This is a genomic window from Okeania sp. SIO2F5, assembly GCF_010692685.1.
GTDB lineage: Bacteria > Cyanobacteriota > Cyanobacteriia > Cyanobacteriales > Microcoleaceae > Okeania > Okeania hirsuta.
On the sequence record NZ_JAAHGU010000007.1, the window covers coordinates 6,081 to 22,604 of the forward strand.

The window sequence follows — 16,524 nt, forward strand, 5'->3', positions numbered from 1 at the left end:
AAGAAATAATATTTCCTTATATTTAATCAAGAACGGTTTTAACCAGAGGTAATTATCAATTATCCATTATCAATTAATGAAGGTTGTTGGGTTGCGCTATCGCTTAACCCAACCTACTACTTTTTTCTAGTTTTATTAAGTCAGTCTCTAAAGGTTTATGACCGTTTGATTCTGCAGTTACGTTGAATTGTTGTGGCATTATTTTCCTAATAATTGTGTTTTTTGTTAAATGTAAATAGGAGGGAACTTTGTAGGTTGGGTTGAGGAACGAAACCCAACACACACTTACCGAATAATTAATAATTAATAATTAAATAATTCGCGCCTTGAAGCCTCCCCTTTTAAGGGGAAAAAAGCGGTCGTTTGCGGAGCATTCCGCAGGATGGGATGGCGAGGTCTCCCGCTTTTAACAGAGCCGCTACGCTTTTCATGTCGCGCAGCGAAACGCCATATCCAATCGACCAAGAGAAGAAATAATATTTCCTTATATTTAATCAAGAACGGTTTTAACCAGAGGTAATTATCAATTATCCATTATCAATTAATGAAGGTTGTTGGGTTGCGCTATCGCTTAACCCAACCTACTACTTTTTTCTAGTTTTATTAAGTCAGTCTCTAAAGGTTTATGACCGTTTGATTCTGCAGTTACGTTGAATTGTTGTGGCATTATTTTCCTAATAATTGTGTTTTTTGTTAAATGTAAATAGGAGGGAACTTTGTCGGTTGGGTTGAGGAACGAAACCCAACATATACATTTTGCCCTTTGTCGGTTGGGTTGAGGAACCCAAACCCAACATATACATTTTGCCCTTTGTCGGTTGGGTTGAGGAACCCAAACCCAACATATACATCAGGAACAAAATCCAACAAATACTTACGGTTGTTGGGTTGTGCTATCGCTTAACCCAACCTACTACTTTTGACTTTTCATTTGAAACCCTAACATCTTACTTTTGACTTTTGAATTTTGACTTTTGAATTTGAAATTTTAACTTTCCAATTGTTGGCGATTCAAATAATAATAATGTCCCCGTTTCGCCATCAATTCTTCGTGATTTCCCTGCTCAATTAACACCCCCCTATCCAACACTAAAATTACATCAGCTTTTCTCACAGTAGATAAACGGTGAGCAATAATTAACGTAGTGCGACCCTGGAGAATACTATTCAAATTTGTCTGAATAATACGCTCCGACTCAACATCCAAATGAGAAGTCGCCTCATCAAAAACCAATAAACGAGGATTTCCCAACAAAGCACGAGCGATCGCTAATCTTTGCCGTTGACCACCAGATAACAAACCCCCACCTTCGCCAATCTGAGTTTCATAACCCATCGGCAACCTTTGAATAAATTCATCAGCACCAGCTAACTTTGCTGCTCCTACAATATCCTCAAGAGTTGCAGAGGGATGAGCAATAGTCAGATTTTCCCGAATAGTGCCACCAAATAAAAAAGTATCCTGGTCAACCACACCTACTTTGTTGCGCAGGGATGGCAAAGAAATCGTCGTTATATCATAACCATCAATCAAAATTTTACCATCAGTAGGCGGATATAACCCCAAAACCAACTTAGAAATCGTTGTTTTCCCAGACCCAGAACGCCCCACTAAAGCCACAGTTTGTCCCGCTTTTACCTCAAAACTCAAATTTTCCAAAACATTAATATCGCTTTCTGGGTGGTAACGGAAAGTCACATTATCAAAAATAATATTACCCTGTAACTCTACCAAATACTGACGCCCCTCTGATTGTAAATCTTCCTCTGGTTCAGTATCAATCACATCATTAATGCGCTCCACCGCAATAATCACCTCCTGTAATTGATTCCACAAAACCGTCAGTCGCTGAAAAGGACTAATCACAGTGCCAATCAACATATTAAAAGCCACCAACTGTCCAATAGTTAACTCCCCTTGAATAACCAACCATGCTCCAAACCAGAGTAACCCCGTCGTTACCAACGATTCAATAGTTAAACTAAACATTTGCAGTCGGTTGCTAATCACCTGTCCAGAAAAGTTTTTTCTAATTGACTTATTCAGAAATTCTTCCCATCGCCAGCGTACTGTTTGCTCAACTGCTAGAGACTTGACAGTACTTACACCAGTCAGAGATTGAATTAGATAACTACTTTCTTCAGCTAGAGCAGCAAATATTTCTCTAGAGATTTTTTGTAGGAAAGGTGTAGCAATAAGTGCTAATAAAAAAAACGGTGGCACAATAACCAATGCTAGTAAAGCCATTTTCCAACTATACCAGAACATTAGCCCTAAATAAATGAAAACTGTCAGCAAATCCAACACAATAGAAAGAGCTTCCCCAGTGAGGAAATTCTCAATTTTCCGATTTTCTTGAACCCGAGCAATAATATCCCCCACATAACGAGACTCGAAAAAACTCATAGGTAGTCGGAATGTGTGACGAATAAACCCCACAATCATTGCCAAATGGACTTTATTAGCTGTGTGGTCGAGCAGATATTGTCGCAAACCAGTCATTGCCACCTTAAATAAACCAAAGATGACTAAACCCAATCCCACTGCGGTTAGAGTTAGAGTGCTACCTTGAACAACTACCCGGTCTAGTAGTAGTTGGGTAAATAGAGGTGTAATTAATCCAAATATTTGAATTAGTAGAGAAGTGATAAATACTTCCAGTAGCACTTGTCCATGAGGACTGACCAACTCAAAGAATTGCCAGAAAGGAGTAGTGGAATTTTTGAGTTGTTTGATTAAAGCAGTAGGTTGTAGGAGTAGAGTGTAACCAGTCCAACAGGCTTTAAATTCTGGGTAAGTGAGATGGCGTTGACCAATAGCGGGGTCAGCAATGATGACCTGTTTAGGGGTTACTTCATAGACCACTACATAATGTTTACCTTCCCAGTGAGCGATCGCTGGTAATTTTTGTTTAGCTAGTTGGTCAAGACTTGCTTTTACTGGTCTGGTGGAATATCCGATACTTTCTGCTGCTGCAGATAATCCTCGTAGTGAAGCACCGTTACGGTCTACATTGGCAATGTCCCGCACGCGATTGACGCTGAAATTTTTACCCCAATAACGAGCAACCATAACTAAACAAGCAGCACCACAGTCGGAACCACTTTGTTGAGCAAAGAAAGGATAGCGTTTAGTGATGCGCTGCCAGAGATGACCTACTCGTTGGGTGGGACTAGGGAAATAGGCTTTGTTAATAGTTTTTTGTGGTTTTACCTCTGGTTGCCGATATTCAGTTATATTCGCTTCTGGCAGATTTTCATCAGAGGAATGGGCAGTTTCTGGCTCACCTTTTTTTTGTAGAGAATCGAGTTTGAGAGCAACTTGATGAAGATGTTCTCGGATTTCCGGGTGTTTTTGAATTAGTGGAAGAAGAGTTTCTCCAGGGAGATAGGAAAGTTTGAGGTTTACTGATGCTCTTGCTGAGTAGGGTTGAAAGGAATGATTAGGAAATAGAGTAGATTCCCCAAATGAAGTTCCTGCTTTGAGGGTGGTAATTAATTCACCCTGACTATCTAATAGTCTAACTTTGCCCACAGTTACAATATATATTCCTGGTTGAGCATCTGCTGTTTCCCAAAATAGACCGACTTTTGGTGTTAAGTATTCTGTAGTTTTAAAGCAATTTTCTATTTCTTTTTGTGAAAGTTGATATCCCAAGACATCAGTAAGCTGCCCCTGAGTCAAAGCAGGAGTAGATGCATTTTGAACCATAACTCAAAATTTTATTTACTATTAGTTATTAAAAGTGTGGAAACTTAATATTTTCAGGGACGGGTTATAGCAACCGCTAAGACCCTTAGAACGTAGACTGATGATGAAACCAGACAGGGAAATCTTTTCCCTCCTGTTCCCTGTTCCCTGTTCCCTCTCTTGGTGCGCGTTCCCTTGCGTCTGTCGCCGACGCGGGGTCGCACCGCTGTTCCCTGTTCCCTCGTATAAGATTTTGGTCTGAGTTCAGATCGCGAATCACAATATTTTTCCCATTAACATCTTGACCAGACATTTCTTCAGCTTTCGTTGGTTTTGGTCTAGTCGATAAACCCATTTGTTTGAGTAAGCGGTTAATATGGCGATCGCTCAATTGTATGCCAAATTCTTTTGCTAAATGTTTACCTAACCAATTAGCAGTCCACCGCTGGAATACATAACCAAATTCCTTGGGACTATTAGTTACTAACTCTTTCAAGCGTTCTAAATATTCTTCGTTAACTTCTTGGGGGCGACCTATGGGATGATTGTTCCATTGGTGAGCTTGACCAGATTTAGCAACAAGTATCCAATGTCTAGCGGTACCAGGAGAACAACCTATAGCTTTACAGATTTGACTTTGGCTTTTGCCTTCATCTGCTAGTAGCATGATTTCTATTCTCTGGCGATATTGCCACGACAACTTATCATCTAGATTTTTTTCTAGAAGTTTACGCTGAAAAGATGTTAAGCACTTTCCATGGACATCTGACTTACTCATTTTGACTTGCGAGTTTGAGCGATCGGACAACATAGGTTTTATAGTTATTTGTTTATAACTCCGGTGTTTTTTAGAGTAAAGATATTTCTCAGCTACAGTTACTTATGCAATTTTGTCTTTTTAATTGGAAAAAGTAGACCACAGTAGGGGCAAATGGCCATTTCCCCCTACTGGTAGATTTTTTTCTAGAAGTTTACGCTGAAAAGATGTTAAGCACTTTCCATGGACATCTGATTTACTCATTTTGACTTGCGAGTTTGAGCGATCGGACAACATAGGTTTTATAGTTATTTGTTTATAACTCCAGTGTTTCTTGGAGTAAAGATATTTCTCAGCTACAGTTACTTATGCAATTTTGTCTTTATTAATTGGAAAGTAGACCACAGTAGGGGCAAATGGCCATTTCCCCCTACTGGTAGATTTTTTTCTAGAAGTTTACGCTGAAAAGATGTTAAGCACTTTCCATGGACATCTGATTTACTCATTTTGACTTGGGAAATTGAGCGATCGGATAACATAGGTTTATAGTTATTTGTGTATAACTCCAGTGTTTCTTGGAGTAAAGATATTTCTCAGCTACAGTTACTTATGCAATTTTGTCTTTTTAATTGGAAAAAGTAGACCACAGTAGGGGCAAATGGCCATTTCCCCCTACTGGTAGATTTTTTTCTAGAAGTTTACGCTGAAAAGATGTTAAGCACTTTCCATGGACATCTGATTTACTCATTTTGACTTGGGAAATTGAGCGATCGGATAACATAGGTTTATAGTTATTTGTGTATAACTCCAGTGTTTCTTGGAGTAAAGATATTTCTCAGCTACAGTTACTTATGCAATTTTGTCTTTATTAATTGAAAAGTAGACCACAGTAGGGGCAAATGGCCATTTCCCCTACAGGATTTTTGTTGTGACGTGAGGTCAGAGATCGGCAAAAGCGCTGTAAAATTCAGACAACGCCAGATTGTTTCTTCTCTCCTAAATAAATAAACGCTTTCTTCCTTCTTCGCTTATAATAATTGTTAAGATTTTTGAAAGCAGTCGTCATTTTTCTAATTTTCTTAGGTTATTATATAAATCTGGATAATTACTGGTAAAAAAACTTTCTCTTTCTCTTCTCCTTTCTTCTCTCCTGACTCCTGACTTCTGTACGTCGCCAATCCGACGGCTCCCCTACCTGACTCCTTCGTCGTTTATTTATAACTGTTCAACCGGACATGATATTATTGCAGCGTTGGAAGATTGGCAAAAGAGTAAATAGAGTTTGAGGAGTCAGAAATCAGGATAAAACCGGATTTATTTTCATTCAAGAAATTTCGTGGATCAACCCGGTTTCTAGGTAAGTCCTATGGGTGGTGGTGCATAGTAATGGTAGAGAGAGTGTGGGGAGATGGCGACCCACCCCTAACCCCGACCGTGGAGGGGAGTATGGGAGAAATTAAAAAATATATATCTTCACCAAAACCCATGCAGGACTACCGTCCTATGTATATAATATCTTATATCAAATCCGGTTGAATATTTTTTATATAGTTGTGAGAGTAGGAGACCCACCCCTAACCCAACCCACCCCTAACCCTCCGGTGGAGGGGAATAGGGGAGATTGAAGGCTTGAAGTATAGTTATAAACATATACTATATAACCGGATTCTATATTAGACATCTCCACCAAAAGAGTGAGTAGGCAGCTTTGCTGTAGGCAGTAGGGAACCCACCCCTCGCCCCTCCCCCTCCACCGGAGGGGAAATAATTGATAATTTATGTGTGAGAATTGATTTGATTTTTGATTTTTACCAGATGTCTATTAGTTATCATCATCGTCATCGTCGTCATCATCATCATAGTCATCATCTGACCGAATATTAATTACACTTCCATCTTGGCGAGTAATAGAATAAGCATCAAAATCATCATCGTCGTACTCTCCTATTACTGTTACTTGCTCTCCCACTGATAAGTTTGTGAGTTCCCGATCGTCAGTATCAACTAAAATTTGTCCTGTGCCATCATCAAGCATAAATTCATCACCCGAAATTCCTATGACTTGCCCGGAAATAGTTGCATTGTCACCACGTTGTAATTCTCCTATGGGAGTTTTAGCAAGAGTAGGGGTGACAATGACAATTGAGAAAAAACTTATATAAGCAGCGATCGCTCCTGTTAAACTTTTTGCTACCCTACCAACTTTAATAAAATTCATGGTAATTAACCTATTATAACTTTTTTTCAATTGAATCTATGGAATATTTTAGTCGTCATCACGATCGTTATCATCCCAGAAAGACTCATCATCATCGTCATCATACCAGAAAAACTCATCATTATCAACTATCCCTGCCACCGTACCGAAAATTGGATTTCCTTGAGGAGGGATAATAGGGTTAAATTCTGGAGGTGGTGGCAATATAGGTGTATTGCTAAAAATTGGGTTTCCTTGGGGAGGAATAACAGGGTTAAATTCTGGAGGTGGTTCCAATGTAGGTGTATTGCTAAAAATAACGGAACCATCTGGACGAGTAATAGAGAAAGCATCAAAATTATCATTATCAAAGATGCCCACTACATTTACTTGTTCCCCTGGTACTAAATTTAAGAATTGATTATCTGGTAAATCTGCATCCACTAATATTTGAGTACCGTTACCATCCTGTAGGAGAAATTCATCATTATCAACTATTCCTACCACCGTACCGAAAATTGGATTTCCTTGAGGAGGGATAACAGGGTTCAATACTGGAGGTGGGGGCAATACAGGGTTCAATACTGGAGCTGGAGGGAATACAGGTGTATTAGTAAACACAGGTGAACCATCTAGACGGGTGACAGAGAAAGCATCAAAATCATCATCATCAAAATTTCCTACTAAATTTACTTGTTCCCCTGGTACTAAATTTAAGAATTGACTATTTGGTAAATCTGTATCCACTAAGATTTGAGTACCGTTAGCATCCTGTAGGAGAAATTCATTATTATCAACTACACCTACCACCGTACCGAAAAGTTGGCTTGCTGGGGGAGCGGTAAACACAAGGGAACCGTCTGGACGGGTGACAGAGAAAGCCTCAAAATCATTATCATCAAAGATTCCCGTCACATTTACTTGTTCTCCTGGTACTAAACTTAAGAATTGATTATCTGGTAAATTTGTATCCACTAAGATTTGAGTACCGTTAGCATCCTGTAGGAGAAATTCATCATTATCAACTATCCCTACCACCGTACCGAAAATCGGATTTCCTTGGGGAGGGATAACAGGGTTAGATACTGGGGAAGGGGGATTAGCTATTCCTCCTGTAATGGGGTCTAATGCTGCTTGTGGGGGCGCTGGAAGCGGGGGAGTTTGACTACCTAAAATAATTGAATTATCTGGTCTAGTCATAAATATAGTATCAATTTCAAGGCCATCAAATTCAGCAACTAAGACATTTACGGGATCCCCGATATTTAAGCCTAATTGATTAGCGTCCAAAGGTGAGGTGTCTACAATAGTGCTACCACCGCTAAAATTTAGGGTAAAGTCTTCTCCATTATCTACGAAACCAGCTACAATTCCACTTATAGTCGAGCCTGGTTGAATCTGCATAAAAGTTAAATTTAAGTCGTCCATTTTTCTTCACTTTGTGAACTTGATAAATTTACTTATTAAAGGGGAAAATAGAAAACCTTAATAATATTTTAATAACACTAAAAAACCATTTACGCAACATTCCGAAGGAAAAGTCGGTCTAAACTAATGATTTTTATCTCTTATATTTATGATAAGATTGTAATATTTGACTCAATTATAAAATAAAAGTAGCAATTTTTGTTAAAATATTTATTTACTCAAAATACCTATGACAACAACTAAAACAAAACAAATAAATTGGAATGCCCTAGCATCAGAACTAACAAATATCGAAATTATTACCGAGCCAAATCAAGTCACCAAACTATCCTTAGACTATTATCATTTCAGTCCAATTTTACAATCGCAACTAAAAGATAAAAAAGCTAATTTAATTGTCCGCCCTACCAATGAAGCAGAGGTTTTACAAATAGCTAAAACTTGCGTTAAATATCAAGCACCTTTAACAGTTAGAGGTGCTGGAACTGGTAATTATGGGCAATGTATTCCTTTAGAAGGAGGGGTAGTTCTCGACACTACAAAAATGAATAATATTAATTGGATTAAACCAGGTTTATCTTGCGTCGAACCAGGAGTAAAATTAATAGCATTAGATAAAAAAACCAGAGAAATTGGTTGGGAATTAAGAATGTCTCCTTCAACTTATCGCACTGCTACAATTGGCGGTTTTATCGGTGGTGGTAGTAGTGGAATTGGCTCAATTAATTATGGTGGATTACGCGAGCGTGGCAATGTTTCTGCTGTCCGAGTTGTTACTATGGAAGAGGAACCAAGAGTTATAGAATTGCGTGGCGATGAGGTACAAAAAGTTAATCATGCTTATGGAACAAATGGAATTATTACTCAATTAGAAATACCTTTAGCTCCTACTTATCCTTGGGCAGAATTAATAGTAACTTTTGACGACTTTATGACCTGTGCAAAATTCGCTCAAGCATTGGGAGATAGTGATGGAATTGTCAAAAAATTAATTACTGTTTTTGCTTGGCCGATACCTAGTTTTTTTGCTGGGGTAAAAAGTTCAATTCCTGAAGGAAAACATTGTGCTTTTTTGATGGTATCTGAATATAGTTTGGAGTCTTTTCAGGATTTAGTTAAAGAATTTAAGGGTGAAATTTGTTATGAAAAAACTGCTGAAGAGGCAAGTAAGGGTACGCCAATATATGAATTTACTTGGAATCATACGACGTTACACGGTCGGAGTGTAGATACAAATTTGACTTATTTACAAAGTGGTTTTCCTGCTGATAGAAATCTAGCACTTGTAGAAAAAATGTATCGGCATTTTGGTGATGAAGTAATCATGCACTTAGAATTTATGCGAATGGATGGTCAAACTACACCAGTAGGATTACAAATTGTCCGTTATACTTCAGAAGAACGACTAAATGAAATTATTGAATATCACGAAAAAAATGGGGTAAATATTTTTAATCCTCATACCTATATTTTGGAAGATGGAGGAATGAAAACCACAGATTTTGAGCAGTTAGAATTTAAGAAAAAGGTAGACCCCTACGGATTATTAAATCCTGGAAAAATGAAAGCTTGGTTAGAGAGATAGAAAAAATTATTAGAGTTTTTCTATGGAGGTAAGGAGCAGACTTATTTCCTCTGTTAGAAAAAAGCTCAACTGCTCAAGATGATTTAATGAAGGAAAAAATAACTCGTCATATCAAATCCGGTAGGATCGGGATAAAATTTTTTGAAGGTAGGAGTCAGAAGTAAAGACGATAGCAATCGCTCTTGAATAGACAGTAAAAAATCAAAAAATAAGCGTTGGCGGAGTCTAGCGACAGCTATCTCGCTACTGGTTGATAGTGAAGGTGAACAATCCGGGGGAGTTATTGATGTTTGGAAGTTTCAAATACAGGATAAAGATAAAGATGTTGCAGTTTGACTCTAGCATCGAAGCGTGGAAAAACGCCAAACCACCTTGCTAAGATTTTGATTCCGCTGTTGATTCCAGGTTTCTAACTCTTGGCGTAACTGCTCAGTAGTAGGAATATGTCTATCTCGCCATGTTTAAAGATTGTAAAACAGGTGGATATAATCTAGAGGGAAGTCTAGGTAATGTACAAGGTTTGATTAATTTAATTTGACTGATCGCTATTGCTGATACTGGTTGATTTTATCAAGGTAAATTTATCAAAAAATCCGGTGTTCAAAATTACATTTGTAGATGAACAGAAGCTCAAAGAAAATATAGAATACGGGGATTGCTGGGGATTATTTAGTTGATATTGTTAACAGATAATTAACCTGAATCCTCAAAAAAAGTCTGATGTTTACAGGGGATTAAAAGCTCTGTCAATGTTAGATAATATTTAACTATTTACACTCAACGTCTTACCTTTCATCTAATTATTAAACAATTTTAAATTGACTTACATAAATGTTCTCGTTTCCCTAGGGACGTTGCACGCAAAGTCCCTACTGCTCCCTGCTCCCTACTGTACTTCATAAACCACCGAATACACTGTCAAACTCCCTTTTTCATTGTCTCTAGCATACTGGATTAAGACTTGATTCTCATGCCTGTAATGTTTTATATCATGTCCGGTTAAACAGTGATAAATAAATAACTAGGGAGGAGTCAGTCCTCAGTCCTCAGTCCTCAGGAGGAAAGAGGGAAGAAAGAAGAACAACTGGAGTTGAAGGAGAAAGTTTTTTTATAACTAATTATCCGGACATGATATTAGAGATTATCTGACAAAAGAATCTTAAGAAGTTCTATTGTAATTAATTAAATAGATTGAATATGAGATAATAGATTATATTCTTATAGTTATCCTTCCAAGAGCTAGTGGAAAAAGCAATGGATGATCTCGCTTCAGACATATTAATATGATGTGTTTTAACTATCAATACACAGTTGCAAACAAACTACACATTTAGTTTGCTTCTTATTTTTAGTCACTGTAAGAGTGCAAAATTTACTAAATCCTTCTATTTTTCTTATGCGCTTTTAGAAATATATGCAAGTTAAATGTTCAATTACTGATTTAATATTTTGATTGATTTGTTGGTAAATAATATTATAAATTGACGAAAAAAAATCAGTATAAAACGATGCAAAAAGTCAATTAACACTCTGACATACTGAATTATAGTATCTCCAAAGGTACTGTGATTTCCGAGAAAAATTTAGAGAAAACGGTAAACATTTTTTTTCTGCAAACCCGAATTAATCTCAATTAGTTATATAGAATTATCCCTCCGATCAAGCAAAAATTTATTAGGGGATAGTATATTTATTTGTCTAGCATTAATAACTTTAGGGTTAGTATGCTTTCTCGAAAAGCAGAATAGACGGCTGAAAAGTTATTAATTATAGGAGTAATTAGGAGTAATATAATAGTGAAGAATAAAGTATTTCCAGTAAAACAAACAAACAAGAGAAAAAGCAATTATTCTACTTTTAACCAATGGTTAAAATCTCTAAGTCTAAGCATAATTCCTGCTCTTTTAACTGCTTTACCAGTGAATGCAGCACAGCAGATTTCTCTAGGTCATAAAGATCTAAATATTTTGATTCCTGTATCAGCATTAGAAAATTATGCCAAAACGGGAGAAATTAGCTATGAACTAGCTAGTTATATGCTACTGTTAGAAGCTGAAAAAGAAGATAAATATCGGGATCTATTACAAAACCGCTATAATTTTCCTCCTCAGATAGTCTCTCAATTTATCAATTCCCCTATGGGAGAATTATTCCTGAAAAACTTAGGGAAAGTAATCAAAACTTCATCAAATTCTGAGAATGAGAATTTAACTACTGTTGAAAATGGTGCTGAGGAAATTAGAACTGCTTTATTAAAGGCGGCAAATGATCCTGAAGGCTTAACTATCATAAATTTTATCCGTCATTTTCCCCGCAACACTATGTGGCTGGATACAAAAGAAGTCTTTGCTGTAACTGACAAAATTGCTGCTGTACAAGAAGATACAAAAACTTTTATAGAAACTGTAGCAAATCTGACACAAACAGAAGCTTACAAAGAAGAAAAAGTAGATTTTTCTCGTTTACCAGATATTAGGAAAAAAGGAAAATATAACTTTTCAAAGCAACAAATTATCCTGCAAGATGAAGGACGCGATCGCAATTTTTCAGTACAACTTTATTTACCTAATATCTCTTCAGCAGAAATATCAATTCCTGTAGTTGTAATTTCTCACGGTTTAGGTTCTAATGGAGTTAATTTTGAAAGTTTAGCTAAACATTTAGCTTCTTATGGATTTGCTGTTGCTCTACCCCAACATCCAGGTAGTGATTATGAATATATCCAGAAATTTTTAGCAGGTAAAACTAAGGATATGTTCCATGGCAATGAATTTATTGACCGCCCCTTGGATATTTCTTTCTTATTAAATCAATTAGAGCAGTTAAATCAATATCAATTCCACAATCAATTAAACCTGAAAAAGGTAGGTATATTTGGTCATTCTTTTGGTGCTTATACTGCTTTTGCTTTAGCAGGTGCAGAGATTAACTTTCAGCAACTAAAACAAGACTGTGGCCCACAAATGGAAGTTTTAAATATGTCGCTACTGCTACAGTGTCGTGCTTTGGAATTGAAGCCTCAAAAATATAATTTGAAAGATGATAGAATTGGAGGAATATTTGTACTCGATCCAGTCAATAGTAGTTTATTTGGAAAAGCTGGTTTGAGTCAGATTGAGTTACCTGTGTTGTGGGGAAGCGCAAGTGAAGATAAAATTACTCCTATTGTTTTAGAACAAGCAAACTCTTTTACTTGGTTGACAACTCCTGACAAATATTTGGTCTTAACAGAAGGAGCAGATCATATCAATATTGATTTTGAGGCAATTAGAGAAAATAGTTTCACTTCTCTAGCAGAGTTGATTCAACCAGATCCAGATGTAGTCAATGGTTATGCTAATGCTTTTGGTTTAGCATTCTTCCAAACCCATGTTGCCGATCGCCCTGAATATAGTTCATATTTACAAGCATCTTATGCTCAGACCATCGGCGAAAAACCTTTTAATCTGAGTTTTGTGCGGTCTTTGTCAGAAACTCAGTTAAGTAAAACATTGAAACAGGCAAGAAAAAACTAATTGAGATGATCTCCAGTTGGGTATCTAAAGAGCTATAGAAAATAATATGAGCAAACCTAAATCATTCCGCACATTATGATTATAATCATACACATTCAGACAGATGGTCAGAAAATTTTGTCCTGCTCTACATGAATTTGCAATCAGTTTTTTGATTACCTGTTGCCTGAGTAATATCATGTTGTTTAATAGCGCCATAGAACTCTGTTCCGCTTTCCTACAGAATGCTACGCAAACACAATCAAAAACTTTCTTCTCCTCTTGCTTCTTTTTCCCTACTGACTCCTGAGGACTGACTCCTTTCATTGTTAATTTGTAAGTATTCAACCGTTAGCGTAGCTCCCCCGGAGGGGGAACATGATATAAAGCACCATACTACTTATTTTTTGTGAGTTTACCTTTTAACTGATATCTAACTGTGGAATAAACTGCTTTGTAAGAAGCATTAATATTATATTCTTCTTTCAACCATTTTTGAATTTCTCCATAACTCTGAAAACCATTATTGGGGTCGTTAAGTCGTTTTTGTAACCCATCTCGCGCTTCTGGTGGGATTGCTGGTTTGCGCCCCCCACTTTGTTTGACTTGTAATAACCCCGATAATCCTTCCTTGCGATATTGTCTCAACCACCTTTGTACTGTAATCCGATTTACTCCTAAAGTAACTGCCAATTCTTTGACAGTTGTCACTTGACCAATTTTAAATAGATATAGTGCCTGAATCTTCTGAAAGCCACTAGCAGTTTTTTGGCCATTTAGCAATGTTTTGAGTTCTAGGACTGTTTCTGTAATTTCTATTTTACATACCCCGGCCATATTTGTTTCCTCTCAAGTCCATACTGCTATTCTCATATAAAAATCTTTTCTATCATATCTGTAGCATGCAAAAAAGTAAATTATTCTGATATTTTTTTTAACGAAGAGCAAAAAATATCAGGTAATACCATTGATCAAAAATAATGCTACAAAAATGAAATTGAAAATTTATATTTCGAAGAACCTAATCCAATTCTTTTTCCTACCTATTTCTATCATTTTTTTCCTTTAGATCTTCTTATCTCTTGATTTTACTATTGCGATAAAATTGGTATAAGATTAAGATATGGTAAATAAAAAAAACTAACGCCTAATACATGATTTGCTAATTGCTTTAGTGATGAAATTGAAAGGAGCAACTATGGGTCAAAGAAACCTAGTCAAAGTTATTATAGTTATCCTGGTTTTGGGTTACGGCATTTCAATTTTTTGGCTAAATAATGTACAAAAAAAATCCATAGCTCTAGCTCAAGCAAAAATAGCTAATTTAGGAGATATTAATCAAGATTCTGATGTTAATAAACTTAGAGCTGCTCTAACTCAATTGCCAGAAGCAATAGATATTTTAGAACAAGTTATTCAACTGCCTGGTGTACCCTTACAACCTGTATCTAGAGAAATAACTAAACTAAATTATCAACTCATTGCAGTCAAGCGAAAACTATATTTAGCAGAACATGGATTAATCTATTTAAGGTTAGCAAAACAATCTGCAATGGCTGCAGCTTTATTAGTACAAAATCCTCCTCATCCTGTTGATACTTGGTATCAAGCGCAGCAAAAATGGCAATACGCAATTAATTTATTAGAAAAAATTTCTGAAGAAAGTTTGTCATATTCAGAAGCTAGAGAAAAATTAAAGCTTTATCGAGAAAATTATCAAGTAATAACTCAAAGATTCAATATGGCTAAACAGGCAATTAATCTGAATAATCAGGCTAAACAAAAGATGGAAGCAGGAAATTATCAAGGTGCTATTCAGGATTTAAATCAAGCTATAAGTCTCAATCCTGGTCAAAGTGAAACTTACTTAAGTAGAGGAGTTGCTTATTCTCAACTAGGAAGGAGAATAGGAGCGATCGCTAACTTTAATAAGGCAATAGAAATTAATCCTGAAAATGCTAAAGCTTATTATTATCGAGGGGATGAATATCTACAAATAGGAGAGCAGAAAAAGGCTCTTCAAGATTTAAATAAATCTATCAAGATTGATGCTAATAATCCTAAGTCATACTTTAATAGAGGCATAGTTTACTACTTAATTGGAAATCAAAGTGAGGCGATGGAAAATTTTCAGCAGGCGGCTTTTTTCTTTGGATTGGATGGCGACTCTGATAATCAAAAAATTGCAGTAGATATGCTAGATAAATTTCAACAAAATTAGATTTAATTGGAGGAAGAGGAGTCAGTTAGGAGAGTAGGGGAGCGGGGGAGTAGGGGAGCGGGGGAGTGAGGGAAAAGTAAACATAATAATAATTAATGCGCTATTGTTTAACTAAGAGATAAATCTTTGCAGAAAAGGTAAATCTCATATTTATACTTGCTCTTTCTCTAATATCCAATCTTATTAATTAGCGATAATAAAAATGTGTTCTCTGATAAATTTATCCCTATTCGCTATTCACTATTCCCTGTTCCCTAAAATTTTTATTGTGGGTGTTTAAAGAGACATGATATGAAACTATAGCGTTTTTATTTGAGATGCGGAAACAGAGTCTTACTTAATAAGGGAACAGGGAACAGGGAATAGGGAATAGTAAAGAAGAGAAAACAGCATTAAATAGTAGCTTTGCACAATAATTAATGGATACTCAAGACAGCATTTTTTGATTAGAAGAAAGTTCAATCTAGATTTACATCTCATTTGAAAATACTATATAATTCCAATGCACAAATATGCAACGCTTCCCACACTTCCCACACTAATTCATCCCGCAAATATGCAACGCTATATTTTTCCTTCTTCCTTCTTCCTTCTTCCTTCTTCCTTCTTCCTTCTTCCTTCTTCTTGTAAGTCATAGCAAATACTCCCAAGCTTCATTAAGAATCTGACTTAGCAGTTGTCTTTGGGCCATATTTAATAAACGATCGTCCGCAAGAATCTCTGCCTTAATTTCCTCTATAGACTTTCCTTGAGAACGAGCAACATTAACTACGCCAGCTATAGCTACAGCGACAAGTTCATCGTTAACTGGCTGTCGTCGCAAAGCAATTACTTCTCCATCGCTTGTAGGTACAGGATAATTCATATCTACTCCCTTACTGTCTTTGAGATTTTGTCACTACTCTACTGATTGAGGCTAAACTATTTTGTAGGCTTGAACGAAGTTTACCAATTTAAGATAGTCATCTAGAGACAGATTTATCTTTACCTATCAAGAGAGACTAGAAACTTAAAAATATACTACCCAAAGAAAAATTTTCCTTGGGTATACTTAATGGTAGAAAATATTGTAAACTTTTATATTAGATTAAAGTTTTATCTAACAACTATAGCATAAATTAAAATATTGTCAATTTTAAGATTAAAAATTA

General features: G+C 36.3%; 13 protein-coding genes. 4 read left to right on the forward strand and 9 right to left on the reverse strand.

Annotated features, from left to right (window positions below):
• Positions 1-988 precede the first annotated feature (988 nt).
• The 4 genes from F6K27_RS04350 to F6K27_RS04365 all read right to left on the reverse strand — a co-directional run bounded on the left by F6K27_RS04350 (position 989) and on the right by F6K27_RS04365 (position 5,229).
• Entirely contained in the window at positions 989-3,712 is a 2,724-nt protein-coding gene (locus F6K27_RS04350; RefSeq protein WP_287275466.1) for a peptidase domain-containing ABC transporter, read from the reverse strand.
• Positions 3,713-3,797: 85 nt separating this feature from the next.
• Positions 3,798-4,469, reverse strand: a complete 672-nt coding sequence (locus F6K27_RS04355) for a helix-turn-helix domain-containing protein (protein ID WP_240038756.1) — start codon at positions 4,467-4,469, stop codon at positions 3,798-3,800.
• Positions 4,470-4,589: 120 nt separating this feature from the next.
• Positions 4,590-4,712 carry a hypothetical protein gene (locus tag F6K27_RS04360; protein WP_287284149.1) on the reverse strand — a complete coding sequence of 41 codons (123 nt, stop codon included), beginning with the start codon at positions 4,710-4,712 and terminating at the stop codon, positions 4,590-4,592.
• Between the two features lie 361 nt (positions 4,713-5,073).
• Positions 5,074-5,229 carry a hypothetical protein gene (locus tag F6K27_RS04365; RefSeq protein WP_287300843.1) on the reverse strand — a complete coding sequence of 52 codons (156 nt, stop codon included), beginning with the start codon at positions 5,227-5,229 and terminating at the stop codon, positions 5,074-5,076.
• A 605-nt stretch (positions 5,230-5,834) separates the two neighbouring features.
• On the opposite strand from F6K27_RS04365, the gene F6K27_RS04370 reads away from it, so the two are divergent.
• Entirely contained in the window at positions 5,835-5,984 is a 150-nt protein-coding gene (locus F6K27_RS04370; protein ID WP_161564304.1) for a hypothetical protein, read from the forward strand.
• Positions 5,985-6,270: 286 nt separating this feature from the next.
• Here the strand turns inward: F6K27_RS04370 and F6K27_RS04375 are convergent, their stop codons facing one another.
• Together F6K27_RS04375 and F6K27_RS04380 are read right to left on the reverse strand one after the other, a co-directional pair.
• Positions 6,271-6,666, reverse strand: a complete 396-nt coding sequence (locus F6K27_RS04375) for a DNA-binding protein (protein WP_287275464.1) — start codon at positions 6,664-6,666, stop codon at positions 6,271-6,273.
• 48 nt (positions 6,667-6,714) lie between these two features.
• Entirely contained in the window at positions 6,715-8,073 is a 1,359-nt protein-coding gene (locus F6K27_RS04380; protein WP_287275462.1) for a hypothetical protein, read from the reverse strand.
• Positions 8,074-8,302: 229 nt separating this feature from the next.
• Here F6K27_RS04380 and F6K27_RS04385 point away from each other — a divergent pair, with 229 nt between their 5' ends.
• Both F6K27_RS04385 and F6K27_RS04390 read left to right on the forward strand, forming a co-directional pair.
• Positions 8,303-9,658 (forward strand): FAD-binding oxidoreductase, encoded by a 1,356-nt coding sequence (locus F6K27_RS04385; protein ID WP_287275460.1) that lies wholly within the window; start codon positions 8,303-8,305, stop codon positions 9,656-9,658.
• A 1,796-nt stretch (positions 9,659-11,454) separates the two neighbouring features.
• Positions 11,455-13,173 (forward strand): alpha/beta hydrolase, encoded by a 1,719-nt coding sequence (locus F6K27_RS04390; protein ID WP_287275458.1) that lies wholly within the window; start codon positions 11,455-11,457, stop codon positions 13,171-13,173.
• 375 nt (positions 13,174-13,548) lie between these two features.
• On the opposite strand, the gene F6K27_RS04395 is transcribed toward F6K27_RS04390, so the two are convergent.
• The gene (locus F6K27_RS04395) at positions 13,549-13,989 is read right to left on the reverse strand and encodes a helix-turn-helix domain-containing protein (protein ID WP_287275456.1); all 441 of its coding nucleotides are present in this window, start codon (positions 13,987-13,989) and stop codon (positions 13,549-13,551) included.
• Between the two features lie 322 nt (positions 13,990-14,311).
• On the opposite strand from F6K27_RS04395, the gene F6K27_RS04400 reads away from it, so the two are divergent.
• Complete coding sequence (locus tag F6K27_RS04400) at positions 14,312-15,373, forward strand: tetratricopeptide repeat protein (RefSeq protein ID WP_287284147.1); 1,062 nt, start codon at positions 14,312-14,314, stop codon at positions 15,371-15,373.
• Between the two features lie 476 nt (positions 15,374-15,849).
• On the opposite strand, the gene F6K27_RS04405 is transcribed toward F6K27_RS04400, so the two are convergent.
• On the reverse strand, positions 15,850-16,008 hold the full coding sequence (locus tag F6K27_RS04405; protein ID WP_287275453.1) for a hypothetical protein: 159 nt from the start codon (positions 16,006-16,008) through the stop codon (positions 15,850-15,852).
• Entirely contained in the window at positions 16,005-16,238 is a 234-nt protein-coding gene (locus F6K27_RS04410; RefSeq protein ID WP_287275452.1) for a hypothetical protein, read from the reverse strand. Before F6K27_RS04410 ends, F6K27_RS04405 begins: the two co-directional genes overlap by 4 nt.
• Positions 16,239-16,524: the final 286 nt, after the last annotated feature.

Coding starts and splice junctions, on each gene's coding strand:
- F6K27_RS04385 (WP_287275460.1), top strand. CDS start 8,303: ATGACAACAACTAAAACAAAACAAATAAATTGGAATGCCCTAGCATCA.
- F6K27_RS04375 (WP_287275464.1), bottom strand. CDS start 6,666: ATGAATTTTATTAAAGTTGGTAGGGTAGCAAAAAGTTTAACAGGAGCG.
- F6K27_RS04365 (WP_287300843.1), bottom strand. CDS start 5,229: ATGTTATCCGATCGCTCAATTTCCCAAGTCAAAATGAGTAAATCAGAT.
- F6K27_RS04410 (WP_287275452.1), bottom strand. CDS start 16,238: ATGAATTATCCTGTACCTACAAGCGATGGAGAAGTAATTGCTTTGCGA.
- F6K27_RS04370 (WP_161564304.1), top strand. CDS start 5,835: ATGGTAGAGAGAGTGTGGGGAGATGGCGACCCACCCCTAACCCCGACC.
- F6K27_RS04380 (WP_287275462.1), bottom strand. CDS start 8,073: ATGGACGACTTAAATTTAACTTTTATGCAGATTCAACCAGGCTCGACT.
- F6K27_RS04360 (WP_287284149.1), bottom strand. CDS start 4,712: ATGAGTAAATCAGATGTCCATGGAAAGTGCTTAACATCTTTTCAGCGT.
- F6K27_RS04395 (WP_287275456.1), bottom strand. CDS start 13,989: ATGGCCGGGGTATGTAAAATAGAAATTACAGAAACAGTCCTAGAACTC.
- F6K27_RS04350 (WP_287275466.1), bottom strand. CDS start 3,712: ATGGTTCAAAATGCATCTACTCCTGCTTTGACTCAGGGGCAGCTTACT.
- F6K27_RS04355 (WP_240038756.1), bottom strand. CDS start 4,469: ATGAGTAAGTCAGATGTCCATGGAAAGTGCTTAACATCTTTTCAGCGT.
- F6K27_RS04405 (WP_287275453.1), bottom strand. CDS start 16,008: ATGACTTACAAGAAGAAGGAAGAAGGAAGAAGGAAGAAGGAAGAAGGA.